Source organism: Micromonospora sp. CA-248260 (assembly GCF_050942205.1).
Classification (GTDB): Bacteria; Actinomycetota; Actinomycetes; order Mycobacteriales; family Micromonosporaceae; genus Micromonospora; species Micromonospora antibiotica.
On record NZ_CP192021.1, the window covers coordinates 6436551 to 6458021 of the forward strand.

Consider the following 21471-nt stretch of genomic DNA (forward strand, 5'->3'; position numbering starts at 1 on the left):
GGGGCGTCGGGCGGCACTGTCGCGAATTCACCACATCGCCCCCGGGGGGATGGACGGCGGACAGCGACGCACCTTAACGTGCGTTGGTTCCCGTCCACCCATCGTGGAGGCCCCATGCGCCTGCGCCGCAGATTCGCCGCGCTCGCCACCGTCGCCGTCGTCGCCGTACCGGTGCTCGGCGTCGCTCCCACCGCGGCCACCGCCGCGCCCACCGACCTGTTCATCTCCGAGTACGTCGAAGGCTCGTCCAACAACAAGGCGATCGAGCTGTACAACGGCACCGGCGCGGCGGTCGACCTGACCGCCGGTGGCTACCAGCTCCAGCTCTATTTCAACGGGGCCACCACGGCCACCACCATCGCCCTCGCTGGCACCGTCGCCGCCGGGGACGTCTTCGTCTTCGCCGCCGCCTCGGCCGGGCCGGCGATCCTCGCCCAGGCCGACCAGACCACCGGCGCGAGCCTGTTCAACGGCGACGACGCGATCGTGCTGCGTCGGGGTGCCGTCGTGCTCGACGCGATCGGGCAGGTGGGCGTCGACCCGGGCAGCGAGTGGGGCAGCGGGCTGACCAGCACCGCCGACAACACGCTGCGCCGGCTGCCGGCGGTGTCCAGCGGGGACACCGACCCGTCGGACGCGTTCGACCCGGCCGCCCAGTGGGCCGGGTTCGCCACCGACACCTTCGACGGGCTGGGCGCGCACACCCTCGACGGCGGCGGCCCGGTGGATCAGCCGGCCGTGCTGACCTGCGGCGGGACGTTGACCATCGAGGCCGGCGCGACCGGCACCCGGGAGGTGACCGGCACCGACCCGGACGACACGATCGTCGACCTGGCGGTCACCGCGGTCACCCCGGCCCCGGCGAGCGGCTCGATCAGCCGTACCGCGTTCACCCCGGCGACCGCGCCGGGGGGCACGGCGACCGCAACGGTGACCGCCACCGGCCTGCCCGCCGGCACCTACACGGTCACCGTGACCGCGACGGACGCCGACGGCGGCACCGCCAGCTGCCCGCTCACCGTGCAGGCCAACGGGGTGCTGTCGGTGGGCCAGGTGCAGGGCCCGACCCGCGACGACGAGAACCCGCGCACCGACCGGTCGCCGCTCGCCCCGCCCTCCGGCACCGGCACCAGCCCGCTGCTGTACGACGTGCGGGGCGTGATCACCCAGAAGTCGCTGACCCGCACCTCGGCCGGCGCCGACCAGTACGGCTTCTACCTGCAGAGCCGTACCGGCACCGAGGACGGCGACCCGCTCAGCTCGGACGGGATCTTCGTCTTCATGGGCGCGTTCACCACGCTGATCGGCGGCTACGCGCCGACCGTCGGCGACGAGGTGGTGCTGCGCGGCCGGGTGTCGGAGTATTTCGACCAGACCCAGCTCTCCGGTGCCTCGCTGGTCCGCCGGCTCGACACCGGACTCGACGTGAACACCGCCGTGACGGTGGACGACGCGGTCCCGCCGGCCGACGCTTCGGCGGCCGACCGGTTCTGGGAGCGGCACGAGGGGGCCCGCCTGCGGGTCCGCAGCGGCTCCGGCGTCACCGGCCCCCGGGACGTGTTCGGCTCCACCGCCGACTCCGAGGTGTGGGTGGTGGACCGGGCGGATCCGCTGCTGAAGCGGGCCGACCCGTACGCCCGCCGGGTCTTCCGGGACGCCCACCCGCTGGACGACGTGCCGGGGCAGCTCTTCGACAACGGCAACGGGCAGCGCATCCTGCTCGGCGGTGGCGGCGTGAAGGCCACCGCCGGTGACTCGACGGCGCTGCTCCCGCCCGCGCGTACCTTCGACACCCTCACCGCCGACGCGTTCGGTGCGGTGTCGTACGGCTTCAGCAAGTTCAGCGTGCAGCCGGAGTCGCTGGCCCTGACCGCCGGGGTGGACCCGGCGACGAACAACCCGCCGCGCCCGGCGGACCGGGCCCGGGAGGTCGCGGTGGCGACCTACAACGTGGAGAACCTGTACGACTTCCGCGACGACCCGTTCGACGGCTGCGACTTCACCGGCAACGCGGGCTGCCCGGGGGTGTCCCCGCCGTTCGACTACGTGCCGGCGGGCGAGGCCGACTACCGGGAGCACCTGTCGGAGCTTGCCGCGCAGATCCGCACCGACCTGCACGCCCCGGATCTGATCCTGGTGCAGGAGGCCGAGGACCAGGACATCTGCTCGGTCTCCGGCACCAGTCTGGTCTGCGGCACCACCGACAACGCCGACGGCGCACCGGACACCCTCCAGGATCTGGCGCTGGCGATCCGGGCCGCCGGTGGTCCCGCCTACGCGGCGGCGTACGACCGCACCGGCGCGGACGCCCGGGGCATCACCTCGGCGTTCCTGTACCGCACGGACCGGTTGTCGCTGGCCGGGGCGACCGCCACCGATCCGCTGCTGGGTTCCGCGCCCACGGTGCAGTACCGGTCGGCGGGGCTGGCGTCCAACGCGGACGTGCAGAACCCGAAGGCGCTCAACGCGGTGCTGCCGGCCGACACCGACACCTCGACGGGCAAGGACGGCAACAACGTCTTCACCCGGGCCCCGCAGCTGGGCAAGTTCGTGGTGAAGTCGACGCCCGGCGGCTCGGAGTCCTACCTGCTGTACGCGCTGAGCAACCACTACTCGTCCGGGCCGGACAGCCGGGTCGGGCAGCGCACCGAGCAGGCCGCGTACGGCGCGGCGATCGTCACCGCGATCGAGGCGGCCGACCCGGACGCCCGGGTGGTGTACGGCGGGGACCTGAACGTCTTCCCCCGCCCGGACGACCCGATCGCGACCGGCGCGAACCCGACCCCGTCGGACCAGCTCGGGCCGCTCTACCGGGCCGGCCTGCACAACCTCTGGGACGACCTGGTGGCCGACGTACCGTCGGCGGCGTACTCGTACAGCTTCCAGGGGGCGGCGCAGACGTTGGACAACCTGTTCGTCAACGACGCGCTGCACGCCGACCTGGTGCAGATCCGGGCGGCGCACGTCAACGCGGACTGGCCGGCGGAGTTCACCGGGGACGGCACCCGGGGGGCCAGCGACCACGACCCGCAGGTGGCCCGGTTCCGCAGCCAGCCGTCGCTGCGGGTGGCCGACGCCACCGTGGTGGAGGGCGACCAGGGTGGCAGCACGATGACGTTCCAGGTCACCGTGTCCCGTCCGCTGTCCCAGCCGACCACGCTCTGCGCCGCCACGGTGGGGCTGACCGCGACGGTCGTGCTGGACTTCACCCCGTACGTCGGCTGCCGGACCCTGCCCGCCGGGCAGACCTCGCTGGCGTTCCCGGTGACCGTGCGCGGTGACCGGAAGCGGGAGGCGGACGAGAAGATCGCGTTCGCGGTGGCCGGCCCGTTGAACCTGCGGTTCGCCGATCTGCTGGCGACGGGCACCATCACCGACGACGACTGACGGTTGCACACCTCCGACGGCCCGTCGGTCCGGCTTCCCGCCGGATCGGCGGGCCGTCACCATTGTGGGCGCACCACGCGGGGCGGCGGTGGCACGTTGCGGTACTTCGCCACCCGCACCTCCCACTGGCTCCGGCGTCGCATCGCGTCCCGGACGGCCCGGTTACGGCGGAACGTCTCCGGCGGTCGGGCGAGCCCGTAGACGTCCGCCCACCACTCCCCCGGTTCAGGGTCGAGAATCGTGTCGAGGTGCGACGGGTAGCGGCGCTCGGCACCGTCCCGGGTGTCGTCGCGGTCCCGCATCGGGGTGAGCACCCGGCCGAACTCGTCGACCACGGCCAGCCGGAAGCCGGCCGCCGCGATGATCCGGCGTAGCAGGGCGATGCTCGGGGTGAGCGCACCCGCCTCGATCCGCCCGACCGTGCCGTGGTGCACCCCCGCCCAGCGGGCCAGTTCCCGTTGACTCGCGTCGGCACGCCGCCGGACCGCCCGTACGATGCCCGCCGCCGGCCAGGGCAGGTCGAACGGCCTGCTGAGGAAGGTCGGCGGCTCGTCCCCTTTCCCCTCCGGAGCGGGAGAGGGGGCCGCAGCCGGGGCGGACGGAGCTGCAAGAGCCGGAGCGGACGGGGCCGGAGCGGGCGACGCCGGAGCGGACGGCGCCGGAGCGGACGGGGCCGGAGCGGACGGGGCCGGAGCGGAGCCCAGGACGGGGTGGGACGCCGAAGCCGGGCCAGAGCCCGAGGTGGGATGGGCAGCGGGTTCGGGCGGCAGTGCGGGGTCGGTCATGGCGCCACCGTCGCGCCCGGCCAGGCCCTGCCGCAACCCCGCCGTCGTCACCTGTGGACAACTCCGCGACCTGTGGAAAACCCGCATCCTCCACAGACCCCTTCCGATCACGCTGGGTTACTCGGTCGCCTCATCGCCTCAATTACTTTGGGTAACGCAAGCCTGGACGACCCCACCGCCCCCCCAAGATCCATCAGAACACCGTGAACAGCAAGAACGTCTAACCCCTCTCCACCCCGCCCCACTGCCCCACCGACGCTTTGCTCTGCCGCCCCATCCGCGACAGGCACCCAGAGCGAGCGTCGCGCGGATGGCAGCAGAGCAAAGTGCGCGAATGAGGGTAGGTGGAGGGAGGCCAGAAAACGCGGAGAGTAATCAAGACGGCTGCCCGCCGACCGGACGGTGCCGCCGAATTTAGACCCAGCATCGCCAGCGACAGCAGCTCACCGACGGCAGGGCGGGGGACCTTGGGCCGGGGACCTTGGGCCGGGGACCTTGGGCCGAGGGCCGGATCCCGGACGGGGCGGGGTGTGGACCGGGGTCGAGGCCGGAGCGGGGACCGGGTCAGGAGAGCGGGACCGGGTGCCGTGGCGAGGACCGGGAGGCCCCAGGTCAAGGAACGAGGGGCCAGATCAGGGAACGGGAGGCCAGGTCAAGGAACGGGGGCCGGAGCAAGGAACGGGGGCCACAAGCCCAGAGGTCAGGGCAGGGAACGAGGAGCCAGGGCAGGAAACAGGGGGCCAGGTCAAGGAACGGGGGCCGGAGCAAGGAACGAGGGCCACAAGCCCAGAGGCCAGGGCAGGGCACGGAGGGCGGACCGGGGGCGGGGGACGCCGACGAGGGTGGGCCACGGCGCTCGCGGCACGGACCAAGCCGCCCCGGGAGTCAGTAACGCTGACGGAGCAGCGTCGCGGCTTCCACCGCCCAGTAGGTGAGGATGACCTGCGCGCCGGCCCGCCGGATCGAGGTGAGCGTCTCCAGCATCACCCGCTCGCGGTCGATCCACCCGTTCGCGGCAGCCGCCTCGACCATCGCGTACTCGCCGGAGACCTGGTAGGCGGCGACCGGGACGTCCACGGCGGCCCGGACCGCCGCCACCACGTCGAGGTAGGGCAGCGCGGGCTTCACCATCACCAGATCGGCGCCCTCGGCCACGTCCAGCTCGACCTCGCGCAGGGACTCCCGCAGGTTGGCCGGGTCCTGCTGGTAGGTGCGCCGGTCGCCGTCGAGCGCCGACTCGACGGCGTCGCGGAACGGACCGTAGAAGGCGGAGGCATACTTCGCCGCGTACGCCAGCACCGCCACGTCGGCGTGACCGGCGGCGTCGAGGGCCCGGCGGACCACGCCCACCTGGCCGTCCATCATCCCGGACGGGCCGACCATGCCGACCCCGGCGTCCGCCTGCGCCACCGCCATCTCGGCGTACGCGGCCAGGGTCGCGTCGTTGTCCACCCCGCCGTCGGGGGTGAGCAGCCCGCAGTGCCCGTGCGAGGTGAACTCGTCGAGGCACAGGTCGCTCATCACCACGGTGGCGTCGCCGACCTCGGCCACCACGTCGCGGATGGCGACGTTGAGGATGCCGGCCGGGTCGGTGCCGCCGGAGCCGGTCGGGTCCCGCTGCTCGGGCACCCCGAACAGCATGATCCCGCCGACCCCGGCCTGGACCGCCTCCACCGCCGCCTTGCGCAGCGAGTCCCGGGAGTGCTGGAGCACCCCCGGCAGCGACGCGATGGCCCGTGGCCCGGTCAGCCCCTCCTTGACGAACATCGGCACGACCAGCTCGGCCGGGTCGACGCGGGTCTCGGAGACCAGCCGCCGCACGGCCGCGTTACGGCGCAGCCGGCGGGGCCGGATCTCGGGGTACGGCATGAGGGGCCTCCCAGTACGACTAGCGGAACCTGAGCGCGGTCGGCCCCTGCACCTTCGAACCCCGACGCTGCTTCGCCGGCATCGCGGCGAGCTTCTCGCGCAGTTCGACGGCGTAGGCGGCGAGCGCCTCGACCAGGTCGGGCACCGAGGCGTGCGGCGGCTGCACGTCGACCCGCAGGCCGAACTCCGTCGCGGTCTCCGCCGTCTTGGGCCCGATGACAGCGACAACGGTACGCGCGTGCGGCTTCCCCGCGATACCGACGAGGTTGCGCACCGTGGAGGAGGACGTGAAGAGCACCGCATCGAACCCGCCCGACTTGATCGCGTCGCGGATCTCGGCGGGCGGCGGGGCGGCCCGGACCGTCCGGTAGGCGGTCACGTCGTCGACCTCCCAGCCGCGCTCGGTGAGCCCGGCGGCGAGCGTCTCGGTGGCGATGTCGGCGCGCGGCAGCAGCACCCGGCCGACCGGGTCGAGGATCTCGTCGTGCGGGGAGAACTCGGCCAGCAGCCCCTCGGAGGACTGCTCCCCGGCGGGCACCAGCTCCGGCTGGATGCCGAAGGCGCGTACCGCGTCGGCGGTGGCCTCACCGATGCAGGCGATCTTGACGCCGCCGAAGTGCCGGGCGTCCAGCCCGTGCTCGGCGAACTTCTCCCAGACCGCCCGGACCGCGTTGACCGAGGTGAAGATCACCCAGGCGTACCGGCCGTCGACCAGCCCCTTGACCGCCCGCTCCATCTGCGCCGGGGTACGCGGCGGCTCGACCGCGATCGTCGGCACCTCGCACGGGATCGCCCCGTACGCGCGCAGCCGGGCGCTCATCGCCCCGGCCTGCTCCTTCGTCCGGGGGACCAGCACCTTCCAGCCGTACAGCGGGCGGTTCTCCCACCAGCTCAGCCGGTCCCGCTGGCCGACGCCCTCGCCGACGGTGAGCACCACCCGGCCGGTGAAGCCGAGCGCCGCCGCGACGAACGAGTCCACGCTCGACGTGGTGGTGTACTGCGTCTCGCCGGTGCCGTCGCCGGTCACCCCGACCCCGGTGGTGCCGTCCACCCCCGCGGCCAGCAGGCCGTCGCGCACCGCGGCCAGGTCACCGGCGTCGACCGCCAGGGCCAGCGAGCCCCGGGCGACGGCGGCGGCGAGCGCGTCGAAGTCCAGCGTGCCGACGTCCTCGACGTCTGCGGCGGTGCGTACCCCGGGCAACGGCACCCCGGCGTAGGTGGCGACGCCCTCGGCCTGGCCGACGCCCGGCACCACCTCGAAGTGCGCGGCGGTCCGCGCGACGGCCTGCACCTCCTTGACCACCGAGTCGTGGCCGAACGGGTCACCGGCGACCAGGTGCACCGCGTTGAGCCCGGAGCGGGCCGCGCTGATGAGCATCTTCGCCACGTCGCCCGGTACGCCCTCGGCGGGGCTGAACTGGGCGTCGGCCCGGGCCTGGGCGCGCACGACGTCGAGCAGCGACTCGGGGACTCCCCGGTCGTACACCACCTGGTCGGCGTCGGTCAGGGCGTCGTGGGCCCGGCGGGTCAGTAGGCCCGGGTCACCGGGTCCGGCGCCGACGAACGCGATGCGGCCGACGGGCTTACGGGTGCGGGTCATTCTGTGCTCCCAAATTGCTGGGTCCCCGGGCCGGTGCTTCCTTCGTGGCCGAGGATCGAGTCGGCGCCGAGTTCGAGGAGTTCGGCGGCGAGTGCCTTGCCGATCTCCGCCGCGTCGGCGGGCGTTCCGGTGCGGGACAGCCGGAGGTCTCGGGAACCGTCCGGGCTGATCACCGCCCCGCGCAGGTAAATCTCGTCACCGTTCTCACCTTCGGCGAGTTCGGCGTAGGCGGCGACCGGGGCGGAGCACCCGGCCTCCAGGGTGGCCAGCAGCGCCCGTTCCGCGACGACCGCGGCCCGCGACGGTGCGTGGTCGAGCACGGCGAGCAGCTCGACCAGGTCGGAGTCGTCGGCCCGGCACTCCACGGCCAGCGCGCCCTGGGCGGGCGCGGGCAGCATCAGCATCGGGTCGAGCGTTTCGGTGATCACGTCGGTCCGGCCGAGCCGGGCCAGCCCGGCCCGGGCCAGCACGACCGCGTCGAGGTCGGCGTCCGGGCCGAGCACCCGGCCGAGCCGGGTGTCGACGTTGCCCCGGATCGGGGTGACCTCCAGTTGCAGGCCGAGGGCGTGCAGCTGGGCGATGCGGCGCAGCGCGCCGGTGCCGACCACAGCCCCGGGCGGCAGCTCCGCGAGGGTACGACCACCGGTGGCGACCAGCGCGTCACGCGGGTCCTGCCGGGGCGGCACCGCCGCGACGTGCAGCCCACTCGCCTCGGCGGTGGGTAGATCCTTGTAGGAGTGCACGGCGAGGTCGATGGTGCGGGCGGTCAACGCGTCGCGCAGCGCCGAGACGAAGACGCCGACGCCGAGGCGCTGCACCGGCGCGGACGACCGGTCCCCGGCGGTGACCACCTCGACCAGCTCGACGGCGCGGCCGGTCGCCGCGGTGATCGCCTCGGCGACGTGGCCGGACTGGGCCATCGCCAGGGCGCTGCCCCGGGTGCCGAGGCGCAGGGGGGTACTCATCGCTCACCTCCGGTGGGCGGCTGGTCGGAGTCGGTCGTCGGCACGTCGGCGACCTCGAACGATCCATGGCCGGTCTCGACCACGTCGGGCACCGAGTCGACCGGCGAGGTCTGCGGCACCTGCAGGTCGAACAGCTCGCGCAGCAGCGCGGCGTACTGGTCGCCACCCGGTTCGGCGGCGAGCTGGCGGACCTTGACGGTGGGCTGGTGCAGCAGCCGCTGCACCACCCGGTGCACGGTCCGGGCGACCTCGGCGCGCTGCTCGTCGCTGAAGTCCGGGCGACGCTGGGTGAGCCGACGCAGCTCGGCGGTCACCACGTCGTCGGCGCGTCCGCGCAGGGCGGCCACGGTGGGTGCCACGTCGGCGCCGCGCAGCCAGCTCAGGAACGCCTCGACCTCGGTGGCCACGATCCGGCCGACCTCGGCGGCGTCGGCGGCGGCCGGGCCGTCGGCGAGCAGGGTGGCCATCCGGTCGATGTCGATCACCTCGACGCCGGGCAGCCCGGCCACCTCGGGTGCGACGTCGCGGGGGACGGCGAGGTCGAGCAGGACCAGCGGCCCCCGGTCGGGGTCGCGGCGGGCGAGCGCACCGGTCACCACGTCGACGGTGAGGACCGGTTCGGTGGCGGCGGTGGCGGCCACTACGATGTCCACTGTGGAGAGCGCGGGGACGAGTCCGGCGATCGGGACGGCGTTCGCCCCGTACGACTCGGCCAACCGGACCGCCCGGTCGACGCCCCGGTTGGTGACGGTGAGCGGGCCGGCGTCCCGGCGGGACAGCGTCGCCACGCTCAGCGCGCCCATCGCACCCGCGCCGACCACCAGGGCCGGCCGGCCGGTGAGGCCACCGTCGAGCAGCTCGGCGGTGAGGTCCAGGGCGGCGGTGACGACGCTCTGCCCGGCCCGGTCGATGTTGGTCTCGGCGTGGGCCCGTTTGCCGACCCGCAGCGCCTGCTGCATCAGCTCGTGCAGCAGCCGCCCGGCGGTGTCCGCGCCGGAGGCCCAGTGGTAGGCGTCGCGGAGCTGGCCGAGGATCTGCGCCTCGCCCACGACCATCGAGTCCAGTCCGGCGGCGACCCGGAAGACGTGGTCGACGGCGGCGGCGTCGTAGTGCACGTAGAGGTGGTTGGCGAACGCGGCGGGTGGGGCGCCGGCCTGCTCGGCGAGGACCGCGCAGATGTCGCCCAGGCCGCCGTGGAAACCGGACACGGCGGCGTAGACCTCCACCCGGTTGCAGGTGGAGACGAGCACCGCCTCGGCGACGTACGGCTGGGCGACCAGGCGGTCCAGGGTGCGGGTGAGGTCGGCGGGGGCGACTGCCAACTGCTCCAGGGTAGCCACGGGAGCGGTGCGGTAGGACGCGCCGACGACGAGCAGCTTCACGTGCCGATCGCCTCCTGGGTGTCGGGGGTCGTGAGCCCGCCGGGCAGGGCGGTGAGGGCGGAGCCGCCGGTGGCGGGCAGCGCGGTCAGCGACGCCTTGCGGTGCTCGTGGAAGGACAGGATCTGCAGCTCGATGGCGAGGTCGACCTTGCGCACGTCGACCCCGTCCGGCACCGAGAGTACGCACGGCGCGAAGTTGAGGATGCTCGTGACGCCGACGGCGACCAGTTGCTCGGCCACCGCCTGGGCGGCCGGGGCCGGGGTGGCGATCACGCCGATCGAGATGGCCTCCTCGGCGGCGACCCGGGGCAGCTCGTCGACGTGCCGGACGACCAACCCGTTGATCATCTCGCCGACCCGGGACGTGTCGGCGTCGAAGAGGGCCGCGATCCGGAAACCCCGGCCGGCGAAGCCGGCGTAGCCGGCCAGGGCGTGACCGAGATTACCCACCCCGACCAGGGCGACGGCCCGCCGTTGGGTGAGCCCGAGCACGAACTCGATCTGGTCGATCAGCAGGACGACGTCGTAGCCGACGCCCCGGGTGCCGTACGAGCCGAGGTGGGAGAGGTCCTTGCGGAGCTTGGCGGAGTTGACCCCGGCCGCCCCGGCCAGGCCCTCGCTGGAGACCGTCTCGTGGCCGGCGTCGGCGAGGTTGTGCAGGGCGCGGAGATACTCGGGGAGCCGCGCGACGGTCGCCTCCGGGAGGTCCGGGAGCGCCGGTACGGCACCGGCGCGGCCGGGCGCGCCAGGGTGACGGTGCTGACTCATGAGACTCCGTGCGGTGCGATCCTCGGCCGGCTCCGGTGCCCGCCCGTTGGGGGACCCCCGCCGGTGGCCGGGTGAGCCGGCCGTGCTAGCAGGGCGCGTCGAAACTACAGAGTAGGCGCTTGTGAAGACGTGCACAAATCGCGATCTTGCTGAATCGCGGCGCTCCTCCACCAGCTCCCCCATCCCGCAAGATCGATCCGGCACGCCAAGGGTGCCGCCGCGCGATTATTGCGCAATCCCGACTTCCCTCACCAATCGCGCGCGACTGCTGACCCACCGTGATCCGCGCCACCCTAGAGCTGGGGAGTGGTCAGATCCTTGAGCAACCGCTCCTCCTCCACCCGCCAGTACCCGTGCTCCTTGCCGTCGAGCAGCACCACCGGCAGCCGGTCGCCGTACTCGCGCTCCAGCTCGACGTCGCCGGTCACGTCCTTCTCGACCCACCGGTCGCCGGTGACCGCCACCACCCGCTCCAGGGCGGCCTTGGCGTCCTCGCACAGGTGACAACCGGGTCGGGTGATCAGGGCGAGCCGGGCGGCAGTGGACATCGGGACCTCCGGGTACGGGGCGGCCGAACTCGGCCGCGACGGGGATGCGCGCGGTGCACGGACCGGTGCGCACGGGTGCCGGATGCCCGGCGACACACGCCGGGCACGCCCGCCCAGTCTCGCCCGTCCACCGGTGCGCCACACCCGGGACGGCCGAGCCGGTCGCGCGGTGGCTGAGTCTGGCACGCCCCCGACCGCCCGGCCAGGCCCACACACCGTACGGTCACGCAGCGTCAGCGGGCCCGCCCGAACGGAGGGCCGATCCGGGTCCCCGACCGCGCCGGGACGGGGCCGGGAACACCGGTGGACGGACCGGCGCCGCGGCGTGTCGTCGACCGCCAACCACCCCACTGAGCTGCAATTTCCACCCCGGATCAAGTCGCGACGTGAAAGTCAACCGACCACGACGGACAACCGGTCCGCCAAGGCTGTGCGGCCCCGGCAAATACTTTGGCCCTGTGTAACGGACTTGGCACACACGGGTGACGTTGGCCCTATCATCACTCGGGTCGGCTCACCCCATTTGCCGTGAGTCGACACCCCTCAGCCCGAGGAGGCCCCCGTGCCTGTGCGCGCATTGGACCAGCACCTCAAGGGGATCTGCCGCGCGTCGGCACCCCACCACACGGCCCTGTCCGACAGGGACAGACCCGGCGCGGCGGCTGCCCGCCGCCGTCCGGACCCGGCCGTGCCGCGCCCTCGGGAGGCCCGATGACCGCCTTCGGCTACCCGGATCATCCCACCGGGCTGACCGGGCCGACGCCCCGCGCATCGGTGAACGAACGGTTGGACCCGGCCCGCCCGGAGGCGGCGTCCCGCCGGGTGCACCAGCGTCCACACCCCAACGAGGCGGCACCCCGGCCCGCCGCGCCCGGTGGCAACGCCACCCCGGCCGGGCGGGTGACCTCACCCGCCCGGCCACCCACCATGCCCACGCAGAGCCGGCGGGTCGGCGACCCCCCCGCCGTGACCGATCCGACCGGCGGGGAGACCGCCGTCATCCCGGCCGTACCGGCCGACGACACCGCACTGATCCCGGCCGTACCGACCGACGACACCGCACTGATCCCGGCCGTACCGACCGACGACACCGCACTGGTCCCGGCCGTACCGACCGAGGGCACCGCACGCCCGACGGCCCCGGCCCCCGCCCCGACCGGCACCACCGCGACGCCCACCGGCACCCCGCCCACCGGCTTTCCGAGCCGACCCGACCCGTCCGACCCGGCCACCGAGGTCTGGACGCTGGTCGAACGGGCGCAGGCCGGCGAGGCCGAGGCGTTCGGACTGATCTACGACCGGTACGTGGACACGGTCTTCCGGTTCGTCTACTTCCGGGTCGGCAACCGCCAACTGGCGGAGGACCTCACCTCGGACACCTTCCTGCGCGCCCTCAAACGGATCGGCAGCTTCACCTGGCAGGGTCGCGACCTGGGCGCCTGGCTGGTCACCATCGCCCGCAACCTGGTCGCCGACCACTTCAAGTCCGGCCGCTACCGGCTGGAGGTGACCACCGGTGACGTACTCGACGCCGACCGGGAGGACCGCGGACCGGAGGGCAGCCCCGAGGCGGCGGTGGTCGAGCACATCACCAACGTCGCGCTGCTCACCGCCGTCACCCGGCTCAACCCGGAACAGCAGGAGTGCATCGTGCTCCGCTTCCTCCAGGGCCTCTCGGTGGCGGAGACGGCCCGGGCGATGGGCAAGAACGAGGGAGCGATCAAGGCGTTGCAGTACCGCGCGGTCCGCGCGCTGGCCCGTCTGCTACCCGACGGTTTCCAGCCCTGACCTGCGGCAACGATCACTCTTCGTGATTTCGCTGCCGGCCGCCCCGTAACCGGTGCCCGGCACGGAGCGTTTCTCCGGGTGCGGCCGGTGGTTGTCCCGGCGCCCCCGGATCCGTCCCGGTCCAGGGCAGCGCCGCCGACCACGACCCTGGTACGACGGTGCACGCCGCCGCCGGTCGCTGGGAACCACCGCGGCCGACCGGCCGTGACCAGCGAGAGGGGGTGCCTGCGGTGGACAGCGACCTTTTCTCCCGTCGTCGGGCCGTACGCTTCGCCCAGCTTCTCGACGAGGCCAACGGCGGCCGACGCCACCACGTCCGATCCCGCGCCGACGACCAGCTCACCAGGCTCGTGGCGGTCGGGCAGCGACTCGTCGCCGAGCGACCTGACATCCACGTGGACGTTGAGTTCCGCGCCGGCCTGCGGGCCATGCTGGTGGCCGCCGCCGAGCGGGAACACACCACCGACCCGGCTGCGGCCGGCACCCCGCAGGCCACCGGCCGGAGTTCGCTGCTGGGCGGGGCGACCGCCCGCCGGGCCCGGGCCCGGGGCGCCATCCTGGTGGGCATCGCGGCCGGGGCGATCGCCGTCTCCGGCATCTCCGCCGCCAGTGAGAACGCGGTGCCCGGCGACGCCCTGTACGGCATGAAGCGTTCCACCGAACGGGCCCAGCTAGCCCTGGCCAAGTCGGACCTCAGCCGCGGGCAACTCTTCCTCGACTTCGCCCGGACCCGGCTCGACGAGGCGGCGACGCTCCGCGACGACGCGACCGGGTTCAGCGCGGTCCTCGACGACATGGACGCCGACACCCGGCAGGGCGTACGGCTGCTCACCACCGGTGCCGCGCAGCACACCGATCCGGCGGCGCTGGACGCGGTGAACACCTTCGTCACCGGGCAACGTCGGGCGGTGGCCGGCCTGCTCGACGGGGCCGGCTCCGCCGAGCGGGAACGCACCCGGCAGTCCCTCGCCCTGCTCGACGCGATCCGCAAGCGCTCCGACGCGCTGCGCGCCGCGATCAGCTGCGCGTCACCCGCCCCGGTCGACAGCGACGCCCTCGGCCCTGTCCCGGCCGGCTGCCCGATCGACCGCTGACCGGCGGCAGAGTCACCCGCCACAGTTCCTGCGTGGACCGGTCGACCGGCGTCCCGGCCCGACTAGGCTCGTCAACGAAGGCACGCTCGACGGCGCGGGAGGAGGTGCGATGGCCGACACCCGCAAGGTGACCGTCAGCACCGACGCCCACGGGCACACCGCCGGCTGGGCGGACGCGACGCCGACGCTCGGGCCCGCCCCGGCGGATTCCCTCGCCGCTGCGTTCTTCGACGTCGACAACACCATGATGCAGGGCGCGTCGATCTACTGGTTCGCCCGTGGGCTCGCCGCCCGCCGCTACTTCACCACCGGTGACCTGGCCCGGTTCGCCTGGCAGCAGGCCCGGTTCCGGTTGCTGGCCACCGAGCACGCCGGTGACATGTCGAAGGCCAGACAGGCCGCCCTCGCCTTCGTCGAGGGTTGGCGGGTCGGTGACGTCGAACGGCTGGCCGAGGAGATCTTCGACGAGTTGATGGCACCACGGATCTGGGTCGGCACCCGACGGCTCGCCCAACGCCACCTCGACGCCGGCCAGCGGGTCTGGTTGGTCAGCGCCGCGCCGGTGGAGATCGGCCGGGTGATCGCCGCCCGGCTCGGCCTGACCGGCGCGATCGGCACCGTCGCCGAGGTGGTTGACGGCGCGTACACCGGCCGGCTGGTGGGTGACCTGATGCACGGGCCGGCGAAGGCCGAGGCGGTCCTCCAACTCGCCACGGTCGAAGGGCTGGAGCTGGCCCGCTGCACCGCCTACAGCGACTCCTGCAACGACCTGCCGATGCTCGACGCGGTGGGCCGGGCGGTGGCGGTCAACCCGGACGGCGCGTTGCTGCGTACCGCCCGGGAGCGGGGCTGGGAGGTCCGGGACTTCCGCACCGGGCGCCGGGCCGCCCGGATCGCCGTACCGTCGACGGCGGCGCTGGGGCTGCTGGCCGGCGCGGTCTCCGCCGGCCGGGCGCTGCACCGACGCCGCCACCCGGCCTGACCCCGGCGCCACCCGGACCGCAGCCGACCCGCCGGGCCACCGCGCCGCACCCTCCCCGGACCGGGCCACCGCGCCACACCCCCGCGCCGGGCGGCCGGAGACGCAGGCTCAGGGGCCGAACGGGTCGGGGCGGCGTTCCAGCAGCTGGTGCAGGGTCTGCTGAATGGTCTCGCGGACCTGGTCGGCGAGGTTGAACACGACCAGCGGGTCGTCCGCCGAGTCGGTCAGGTGGGCGGTCGGGATCGGCGGGCAGAACTCGATCAGCCACTTGCTGGGCAGCGGCACCATGCCCAGCGGCCCCAGCCACGGGAACGTCGGGGTGACCGGGAAGTAGGGCAGCTTGAGCAGCCGGGCCAACGGTTTGATGTCGGCCAGCATCGGATAGATCTCCTCGCCGCCGACGATGGCGACCGGGACGATCGGGGTGCCGGTGCGCAACGCCGCCGAGACGAAACCACCCCGGCCGAAGCGTTGCAGCTTGTAGCGGTCGGAGTAGAGCTTGCCGATGCCCTTGAACCCCTCGGGGAAGACGCCCACCACCTCGCCGTTGCCGAGCAGCCGCTCGGCGTCCGGGTTGCAGGCGACCGTACCGCCGGTCTTGCGGGCCAGCTCGGAGACGACGGGCATCCGGAAGACCAGGTCCGCGCCGAGCAGCCGCAGGTAGCGGCGGGCGGGGTGCTGGTCGTGCAGGGCGGCGGAGAGGATCAGCGCGTCCAGGGCCACCGTGCCGGAGTGGTTGCCGACCACCAGGCCGGCCCCGTCGGTGGGCACGTGCTCCAGGCCGGTCACCTCGGTGCGGAACCAGTCGCGGTAGAGCAGCCGCAGCAGCGGATGGAAGACCGCCCCGGTCAGCTCCGGATCGAACCCGAACTCGTCCACCTCGTACTGGCCGGAGAGGCGGCGGCGCAGGAACGCCAGGCCGGAGGCGACCCGACGGTCCCACTGGTCACCGGGCCGGTCCGCCACCGAAGGGCCGGCCGCGTCAGGCTCGGCGGGCGCGGGCGCGGGCGCGGACTTGGGCGCGGGCGCGGGCGCGGACTTGGGCGCGGGCGCGGGCGCGGGCGCGGACTTGGGCGCGGGCGCGGGCTCGGACTTGGGCGCGGGGCGGGCCAGGTCGGGGGCGGTGGGCTCGGGCCGGGCCCCGTTGCGCGACGGCGGGGCGGGGACGGGCGGCGTGGTGAGCCGACGGTGGCCGTTCTGCTCGGTCACGTACGGTCCCGGACCGCGGAACGGACCTGCCGGATGCTCTCCAGCACCATCTGCTCGGCCATGGCGAGCTGGTCCCGGCTGAGGACGGCACCACCGTGGTGGGCGCGGATGAAGTCGTCGAACGCGACGGCGGTGGAGCGCGGGGTGAAGCCGTACTCCCGGGTCAGCCGGCGGGTGTCGACCACTCGGCCGTGCACGATCAGGTCGACCTGGTCGAGGCCGTAGCGGCCGAAGCCGAGGTTACGGGCGATCGCGGCGGCCCCGGACAGCCCCGGCTCCCACACCGGCACGGCCACCCGACCGGCCCGGCGGATCGCCTGGGACAGCGAGAGCACCCCCGGCCCGGCGACGTTGTACGTGCCCGGGTGGTCCTCGGCGACCGACCGGTGCAGCACCTCCAGGGCGTCGTCGAAGTGCACGAACTGGAGCCGGGGATCGCGGCCGAAGACCGTGGGCACCACCGGCTGGGAGAAGTACCGGGTGAGTGTGGTGTCGGCGGTGGAGCCGATGAACGGGGCGAAGCGCAGCACCGTCGCGGTCACGTCGGGTCGACGGCGACGGAAGCCGCGCACGTACCCCTCGATGTCGAGGATGTCGCGGCCGAAACCGCCGCGCGGCACCTCGCGGGGCTCGGTCTCCTCCGTGAAGACCGCCGGGTCGCGGAAGGACGCGCCGTAGGCGGCGGTCGACGACCGGACCACCAGCTTGCGCAGCCGGGGTGCCCGCTGGCAGGCGGCGAGCAGCTGCATGGTGCCGATGACGTTCTGTTCCTTCATCCCCGACCGGCCGCCCTGCTGCGGGTCGGGGGCGGTGACCAGGGCGAGATGGACCACGGCGACGACGTCGAGGTCGGCCAGCAGGCCGCCGAGCGAGTCGAGGTCCAGCCGGATGCGTTCCACCCGGTCGAGCAGGCCGGCGAACTCGGGGCCGGGAGTGGCCGGGTCGACGCCGATCACCCGTTCGATGCGGGGGTCGGCGGCGAGCCGGGCGGCGACGTGCGCCCCCAGATAACGACCGACCCCGGTCACGACGACGACCCCCGGAGCACCTGGGGTGCCACCGGGGGTCATCGCGCACGCCCTGACCGGCAGGCGAGATCGAGCCGGGATGTCCGCGGCCTGATCACCTGAGCCTCCGGGGGTCGACAGATGGCAAGTGGTGCCGGACGCCGGGTGGTGACCCGGCGTCGGTCACTTGCCGAGACGGCGACGCTGGACGCGGGTCTTGCGCAGCAGCTTGCGGTGCTTCTTCTTAGCCATGCGCTTGCGGCGCTTCTTGACCACCGAGCCCATACGACAGCCTTTCGATGCAACGTTCGGCACGGACGCCCGGCGTCGAGATGGTGACGCCGGTGGCCGCTCTGCGGACAACGGACCTGGACCCAGCCTGGTGGCGGCGGGGCACACCGGCGCACGGTTCAGGATCGGCTCCAGGGTAGCCGGAGAGCGTCAGCAGGACCAACGCGCCCCCAGCCGATGCCCGTTACGTCGCGATCGGTGCGGTCGTACGGCCGCGACCGGCGCGATCAGGCGGTCTCCTGGAACGCCCCACGCAGATAGTCGTGTACGGCGTGCTCGGGCACCCGGAACGAACGGCCCACCCGGACGGCGGTGAGTTCACCGCTGTGCACCAGGCGATAGACCGTCATCTTGGACACCCGCATCACCGCGGCGACCTCGGCGACCGTGAGGAACCTGACATCCGACAGCCGACCGTCGGAGGACTGCGACCCGGCCATGGCTCACCCGACCCATCCCATGCCCGGCGCGCGCCACCCGACGGAGCTTCCGCACGGGCCGGCAACGCGCGTGTTACCAGTACGGTAGCGGGGCGGCTGTGACCTGCGCGATCCCTTCCCACAACTCATCGCGCACCGGGCGTCGTTCACCCGGTCGTGACCTGGTGTTCCCGGATGGCCTACTTCTTCGAGGCCAGGGCCCGACCGAAGAAGACCAGGTTCGCGGGGCGCTCGGCGAGGCGGCGCATCAGGTAGCCGTACCAGTCCTCCCCGTACGGCAGGTAGGTGCGCACCGTGTAGCCCTCACCGGCCAGCCGGGCCTGCTCGTCGGGGCGGATGCCGTACAGCATCTGGAACTCGAACTCGCCGGGGCCCCGGTCGAACCAGCGGGCCCGGTCCTCGCCGATGGCGATCAGGCGCGGGTCGTGGGTGGCCAGCATCGGGTAGCCCGCCCCGGACATCAGCACGTTGAGGCAGCGCACGTACGACTTGTCCACCTCGCGGGCCGACTGGTACGCCACCGACTCCGGCTCGGCGTACGCGCCCTTGCACAACCGGACCCGCGACCCGGCACCGGCCAACTCCCGGCAGTCCGACTCGGTCCGCCGCAGGTACGCCTGGAGCACCGCCCCGGTCGACGGGTGGTCCTTACGCAGCTTGACCAGCGTGTCCAGGGTCGAGTCGGTGGTGGTGTGGTCCTCCATGTCCAGGGTGACCGTGGTGCCCGCCTCGTCGGCCGCCGCGCAGATCGCCCGCGCGTTGTCGTAGGCCAACTGCTCGTCGAAGCGCTGACCGAGGGCGGAGAGCTTGACGCTCACCTCGGCGGCCGGGGTGAGCCCGGCGGCGTCGAGTGCCCGCAGCAGGGCGAGGTACTCGTCCCGGGTGGCGGTGGCCTGGTCGGGGGTGACGGTGTCCTCGCCGAGGTTGTCGAGGGTGACCGTCAGGCCGTCGGCGACGAGTTCGCGGGTCGCGCGCAACGCGTCGTCGGTGCCGGTGCCGGCGACGAACCGGCGGACGACGTCCCGGGTGAGGGGGGCCGTCGCGACGAGCCGCTCGACCTGGGATGACCGGGAGGCGGCGAGGATGACGGAACGGAGCATGAGCCGAGCGTAACGCCCGACCGTGGGACCGCGCCCGGCGGCGGGGCGGACCGTGCCCGGCGGCGGGGCGCACCGGTTCCGGCCACGGTACGGGCCGGTCAGGGGACGCGCCGGTGGCGTGGATCAGTTACAACCATGAGCGTGGAACGACACCCCCGCCGCCGGCTGCGGTCGGCCTCCGTGCAGATCGGCGCGCTCACCGCGCTGGCACTCGCCCTCTCCGGCTGCAACCTCACCTCCGACGACGACGATGACGACTGCGCCCTCGGGCCGGTCGGCGGCGGGGACACCGTGGCACTCGCCATGCAGGTGCCGACCGTCGGCATCGACCCCCGGGCCGCCGCACCCGACCCGGTGGCCGGCGCGCTGCCGGAGCGCGGCGGCTTCGGCACCCATCTCGCCTCCTGCGGCGGCTGACGGTGCGCCGGGAGCGGGTCACCCCCCGCCCGGAGTTCGACGCGGTGATCCGCACCCAGGGCCTGGTGTACGTCGACACCGAACTGCCCGACGGCGAGATCATGTCGTACTGGGACGAGTCCGCCGCGTACGTCTTCGACCTCGACGAGGTGCTCCGGCTGGAGGAGGCGACCGAGGAGTTGCACCGGATGTCGGTGGCCGCCGCCGAGCACGTGGTGGCCCGCAACCGGTACGCCGAGTTCGGCATCCCCGACTGGGCGGCACAGGCGGTGGCCCGGTCGCTGCACGAACGCCCACCCACCCTGTACGGCCGGTTCGACCTGGCCTACGACGGCTCGTGGCCGCCGAAGCTGCTGGAGTACAACGCCGACACTCCGACCGCCCTGGTCGAGGCGAGCATCGTGCAGTGGTACTGGCTGGAGGACACCCGCCCCGACGCCGACCAGTGGAACAGCCTGCACGAGCGGCTGGTCGGGGCGTGGGCCAAGATCGGAGCGGGGCTGCACGACCGGCGGGTGCACGTGTGCTGGTCCAACGAGGAGGAGTCCGGCGAGGACCAGATCACCGCCGGTTATCTGGCCGAGACGGCCCGGCAGGCCGGGCTCGACGTGACGCTGCTGCCGATCCAGCACGTCGGCTGGGACGGCCGGCGCTTCGTCGACGCCGCCGACCGGCCGGTCACCACCTGCTTCAAGCTCTACCCGTGGGAGTGGATGCTGGCCGAGCCGTACGGCCGTCCGGCGTTGGAGCCGGGCACCCCGACCACCTGGATCGAACCGGCCTGGAAGCTGCTGCTGTCGAACAAGGCGCTGCTGGCGGTGCTCTGGGAGCTGTACCCGGGGCACGAGCTGCTGCTCCCGGCCTACCTGGACTCACCGCGCGGAATGCCGGAGTACGTGGCGAAGCCCTTGCTCGGCCGGGAGGGCGGCTCGGTACGCATCGTCACCGGCGACACGGAGATCAGCAATCCGGGGATCTATGGTGACGAGGGCTTCTGCTATCAGGAGTTCCGGGCGTTGCCGCAGTTCGACGGGGGTCGGATGGTGCTGGGCAGCTGGATCGTCGACGGCGGGTCCGCAGGCGTCGGCATCCGGGAGAGCGAAAGTCTGATCACCGACGGTTACGCGCGCTTCCTGCCGCACTACATCGACGCGCCGCGTGCCGCATGAGTCGTCTACCGTTGGTCGGGTGAACTTCGACGCGTACGCCAGGACCGGGGTTGACCTAGTCAACGCCCACCTGGACGACCTCGACGACCTGCGGGCCCTCTTTCCGGACGACAACGCGTGGATGCGCGACGAGGTCGCCGACCGGGACCTGGCAATCTTCCGGCGGGCGCAGAAGCGGTTGCGCGACGTCTTCGAGTACGGCACCTCGGGGCGCGACGCCCAGGCGGTGGCCGAACTGAACGCCATGCTGGAGGCGTTCCCGGTGCAGCCGCGCATCTCGGGTCACGACTCCAGCGACTGGCACATGCACGTGACCAGCCGGGGCGCGTCGGTCAGCGCCGAATACCTGGCCGGCGCGGCGTGGGGCCTGTCGGTGTGGCTCTGCGAGTACGGCAGCGCCCGGTTCGGGGTCTGCGCCGACGAGCGCTGCCGCAACGTCTACCTGGACACCTCGTCCAACTGCTGCCGCCGGTTCTGCTCGGAGCGCTGTGCCACCCGCTCCCACGTCGCCGCCCACCGCGCCCGCAAACGCGCCGCCGAGCAACCCACCCTCACCCCGGTCCCCTGACCCCTCTCCCCCCTTCCGCCTCGCTCGCCCCGCCCCGCCCCGGTGATCAAGAGCTTTGCGTCAGTTGACCAAGAGCTTTGCGTCAGATTCGGGCTCGGACATG

General features: G+C 73.3%; 19 protein-coding genes. 7 read left to right on the top strand and 12 right to left on the bottom strand.

What is annotated here, in order from left to right; all coding sequences use genetic code 11:
- The first annotated feature begins 114 nt into the window (after positions 1–114).
- Positions 115–3387 (top strand): lamin tail domain-containing protein, encoded by a 3273-nt coding sequence (locus ACQP2H_RS27945; protein WP_433229457.1) that lies wholly within the window; start codon positions 115–117, stop codon positions 3385–3387.
- A gap of 56 nt (positions 3388–3443) precedes the next feature.
- On the opposite strand, the gene ACQP2H_RS27950 is transcribed toward ACQP2H_RS27945, so the two are convergent.
- The 7 genes from ACQP2H_RS27950 to ACQP2H_RS27980 form a co-directional block, all read right to left on the bottom strand.
- Entirely contained in the window at positions 3444–3821 is a 378-nt protein-coding gene (locus ACQP2H_RS27950; protein WP_308290920.1) for an XRE family transcriptional regulator, read from the bottom strand.
- 1236 nt (positions 3822–5057) lie between these two features.
- On the bottom strand, positions 5058–6041 hold the full coding sequence (gene hemB, locus ACQP2H_RS27955) for a porphobilinogen synthase (RefSeq protein ID WP_357019455.1): 984 nt from the start codon (positions 6039–6041) through the stop codon (positions 5058–5060).
- Positions 6042–6060: 19 nt separating this feature from the next.
- Positions 6061–7641, bottom strand: a complete 1581-nt coding sequence (locus tag ACQP2H_RS27960; RefSeq protein WP_219464863.1) for a uroporphyrinogen-III synthase — start codon at positions 7639–7641, stop codon at positions 6061–6063.
- The gene (gene hemC, locus ACQP2H_RS27965; RefSeq protein WP_219464865.1) at positions 7638–8606 is read right to left on the bottom strand and encodes a hydroxymethylbilane synthase; all 969 of its coding nucleotides are present in this window, start codon (positions 8604–8606) and stop codon (positions 7638–7640) included. The genes ACQP2H_RS27960 and hemC overlap by 4 nt, the downstream gene beginning before the upstream one ends.
- Positions 8603–9988, bottom strand: coding sequence for a glutamyl-tRNA reductase (locus tag ACQP2H_RS27970; RefSeq protein ID WP_363819622.1), 1386 nt, complete (start codon positions 9986–9988; stop codon positions 8603–8605). Before ACQP2H_RS27970 ends, hemC begins: the two co-directional genes overlap by 4 nt.
- Positions 9985–10755, bottom strand: coding sequence for a redox-sensing transcriptional repressor Rex (locus tag ACQP2H_RS27975; RefSeq protein ID WP_433229459.1), 771 nt, complete (start codon positions 10753–10755; stop codon positions 9985–9987). Before ACQP2H_RS27975 ends, ACQP2H_RS27970 begins: the two co-directional genes overlap by 4 nt.
- A gap of 293 nt (positions 10756–11048) precedes the next feature.
- The gene (locus ACQP2H_RS27980; RefSeq protein ID WP_208568308.1) at positions 11049–11303 is read right to left on the bottom strand and encodes a glutaredoxin family protein; all 255 of its coding nucleotides are present in this window, start codon (positions 11301–11303) and stop codon (positions 11049–11051) included.
- Between the two features lie 711 nt (positions 11304–12014).
- Between ACQP2H_RS27980 and ACQP2H_RS27985 the strand changes: the two genes are divergently transcribed.
- From ACQP2H_RS27985 to ACQP2H_RS27995, 3 genes are all read left to right on the top strand, one after another.
- Complete coding sequence (locus ACQP2H_RS27985; protein ID WP_433229460.1) at positions 12015–13091, top strand: ECF subfamily RNA polymerase sigma factor, BldN family; 1077 nt, start codon at positions 12015–12017, stop codon at positions 13089–13091.
- 230 nt (positions 13092–13321) lie between these two features.
- A complete protein-coding gene (locus ACQP2H_RS27990; RefSeq protein ID WP_219464867.1) occupies positions 13322–14185 on the top strand; it encodes a DUF5667 domain-containing protein in 864 nt (287 codons plus the stop codon).
- A gap of 109 nt (positions 14186–14294) precedes the next feature.
- On the top strand, positions 14295–15167 hold the full coding sequence (locus tag ACQP2H_RS27995; protein ID WP_219464868.1) for an HAD family hydrolase: 873 nt from the start codon (positions 14295–14297) through the stop codon (positions 15165–15167).
- 108 nt (positions 15168–15275) lie between these two features.
- Here ACQP2H_RS27995 and ACQP2H_RS28000 read toward each other — a convergent pair whose 3' ends face one another.
- The 5 genes from ACQP2H_RS28000 to ACQP2H_RS28020 form a co-directional block, all read right to left on the bottom strand.
- The gene (locus ACQP2H_RS28000; RefSeq protein ID WP_219470394.1) at positions 15276–16133 is read right to left on the bottom strand and encodes a lysophospholipid acyltransferase family protein; all 858 of its coding nucleotides are present in this window, start codon (positions 16131–16133) and stop codon (positions 15276–15278) included.
- Between the two features lie 239 nt (positions 16134–16372).
- Positions 16373–17446 (bottom strand): NAD-dependent epimerase/dehydratase family protein, encoded by a 1074-nt coding sequence (locus ACQP2H_RS28005; protein ID WP_219464869.1) that lies wholly within the window; start codon positions 17444–17446, stop codon positions 16373–16375.
- A 120-nt stretch (positions 17447–17566) separates the two neighbouring features.
- The gene (locus ACQP2H_RS28010; protein ID WP_007465623.1) at positions 17567–17668 is read right to left on the bottom strand and encodes a 30S ribosomal protein bS22; all 102 of its coding nucleotides are present in this window, start codon (positions 17666–17668) and stop codon (positions 17567–17569) included.
- A gap of 233 nt (positions 17669–17901) precedes the next feature.
- Positions 17902–18114 (bottom strand): helix-turn-helix domain-containing protein, encoded by a 213-nt coding sequence (locus ACQP2H_RS28015; RefSeq protein ID WP_091242358.1) that lies wholly within the window; start codon positions 18112–18114, stop codon positions 17902–17904.
- 179 nt (positions 18115–18293) lie between these two features.
- A complete protein-coding gene (locus tag ACQP2H_RS28020; protein ID WP_357538051.1) occupies positions 18294–19214 on the bottom strand; it encodes a proline dehydrogenase family protein in 921 nt (306 codons plus the stop codon).
- 135 nt (positions 19215–19349) lie between these two features.
- Here ACQP2H_RS28020 and ACQP2H_RS28025 point away from each other — a divergent pair, with 135 nt between their 5' ends.
- From ACQP2H_RS28025 to ACQP2H_RS28035, 3 genes are read left to right on the top strand one after another with little or no spacing between them, the layout of a single operon-like run.
- The gene (locus tag ACQP2H_RS28025; RefSeq protein ID WP_357538053.1) at positions 19350–19631 is read left to right on the top strand and encodes a hypothetical protein; all 282 of its coding nucleotides are present in this window, start codon (positions 19350–19352) and stop codon (positions 19629–19631) included.
- A 2-nt stretch (positions 19632–19633) separates the two neighbouring features.
- A complete protein-coding gene (locus ACQP2H_RS28030) occupies positions 19634–20800 on the top strand; it encodes a glutathionylspermidine synthase family protein (RefSeq protein WP_219464870.1) in 1167 nt (388 codons plus the stop codon).
- 19 nt (positions 20801–20819) lie between these two features.
- Positions 20820–21368, top strand: coding sequence for a CGNR zinc finger domain-containing protein (locus ACQP2H_RS28035; RefSeq protein ID WP_208568315.1), 549 nt, complete (start codon positions 20820–20822; stop codon positions 21366–21368).
- Positions 21369–21471: the final 103 nt, after the last annotated feature.

Bases quoted from the DNA above. Each gene is read 5' to 3' on its own strand.
- ACQP2H_RS27945 (WP_433229457.1), top strand. From the start codon at position 115: ATGCGCCTGCGCCGCAGATTCGCCGCGCTCGCCACCGTCGCCGTCGTC.
- hemB (WP_357019455.1), bottom strand. From the start codon at position 6,041: ATGCCGTACCCCGAGATCCGGCCCCGCCGGCTGCGCCGTAACGCGGCC.
- ACQP2H_RS27960 (WP_219464863.1), bottom strand. From the start codon at position 7,641: ATGACCCGCACCCGTAAGCCCGTCGGCCGCATCGCGTTCGTCGGCGCC.
- hemC (WP_219464865.1), bottom strand. From the start codon at position 8,606: ATGAGTACCCCCCTGCGCCTCGGCACCCGGGGCAGCGCCCTGGCGATG.
- ACQP2H_RS27975 (WP_433229459.1), bottom strand. From the start codon at position 10,755: ATGAGTCAGCACCGTCACCCTGGCGCGCCCGGCCGCGCCGGTGCCGTA.
- ACQP2H_RS27980 (WP_208568308.1), bottom strand. From the start codon at position 11,303: ATGTCCACTGCCGCCCGGCTCGCCCTGATCACCCGACCCGGTTGTCAC.
- ACQP2H_RS27985 (WP_433229460.1), top strand. From the start codon at position 12,015: ATGACCGCCTTCGGCTACCCGGATCATCCCACCGGGCTGACCGGGCCG.
- ACQP2H_RS27995 (WP_219464868.1), top strand. From the start codon at position 14,295: ATGGCCGACACCCGCAAGGTGACCGTCAGCACCGACGCCCACGGGCAC.
- ACQP2H_RS28005 (WP_219464869.1), bottom strand. From the start codon at position 17,446: ATGACCCCCGGTGGCACCCCAGGTGCTCCGGGGGTCGTCGTCGTGACC.
- ACQP2H_RS28010 (WP_007465623.1), bottom strand. From the start codon at position 17,668: ATGGGCTCGGTGGTCAAGAAGCGCCGCAAGCGCATGGCTAAGAAGAAG.
- ACQP2H_RS28015 (WP_091242358.1), bottom strand. From the start codon at position 18,114: ATGGCCGGGTCGCAGTCCTCCGACGGTCGGCTGTCGGATGTCAGGTTC.
- ACQP2H_RS28020 (WP_357538051.1), bottom strand. From the start codon at position 19,214: ATGCTCCGTTCCGTCATCCTCGCCGCCTCCCGGTCATCCCAGGTCGAG.
- ACQP2H_RS28025 (WP_357538053.1), top strand. From the start codon at position 19,350: ATGAGCGTGGAACGACACCCCCGCCGCCGGCTGCGGTCGGCCTCCGTG.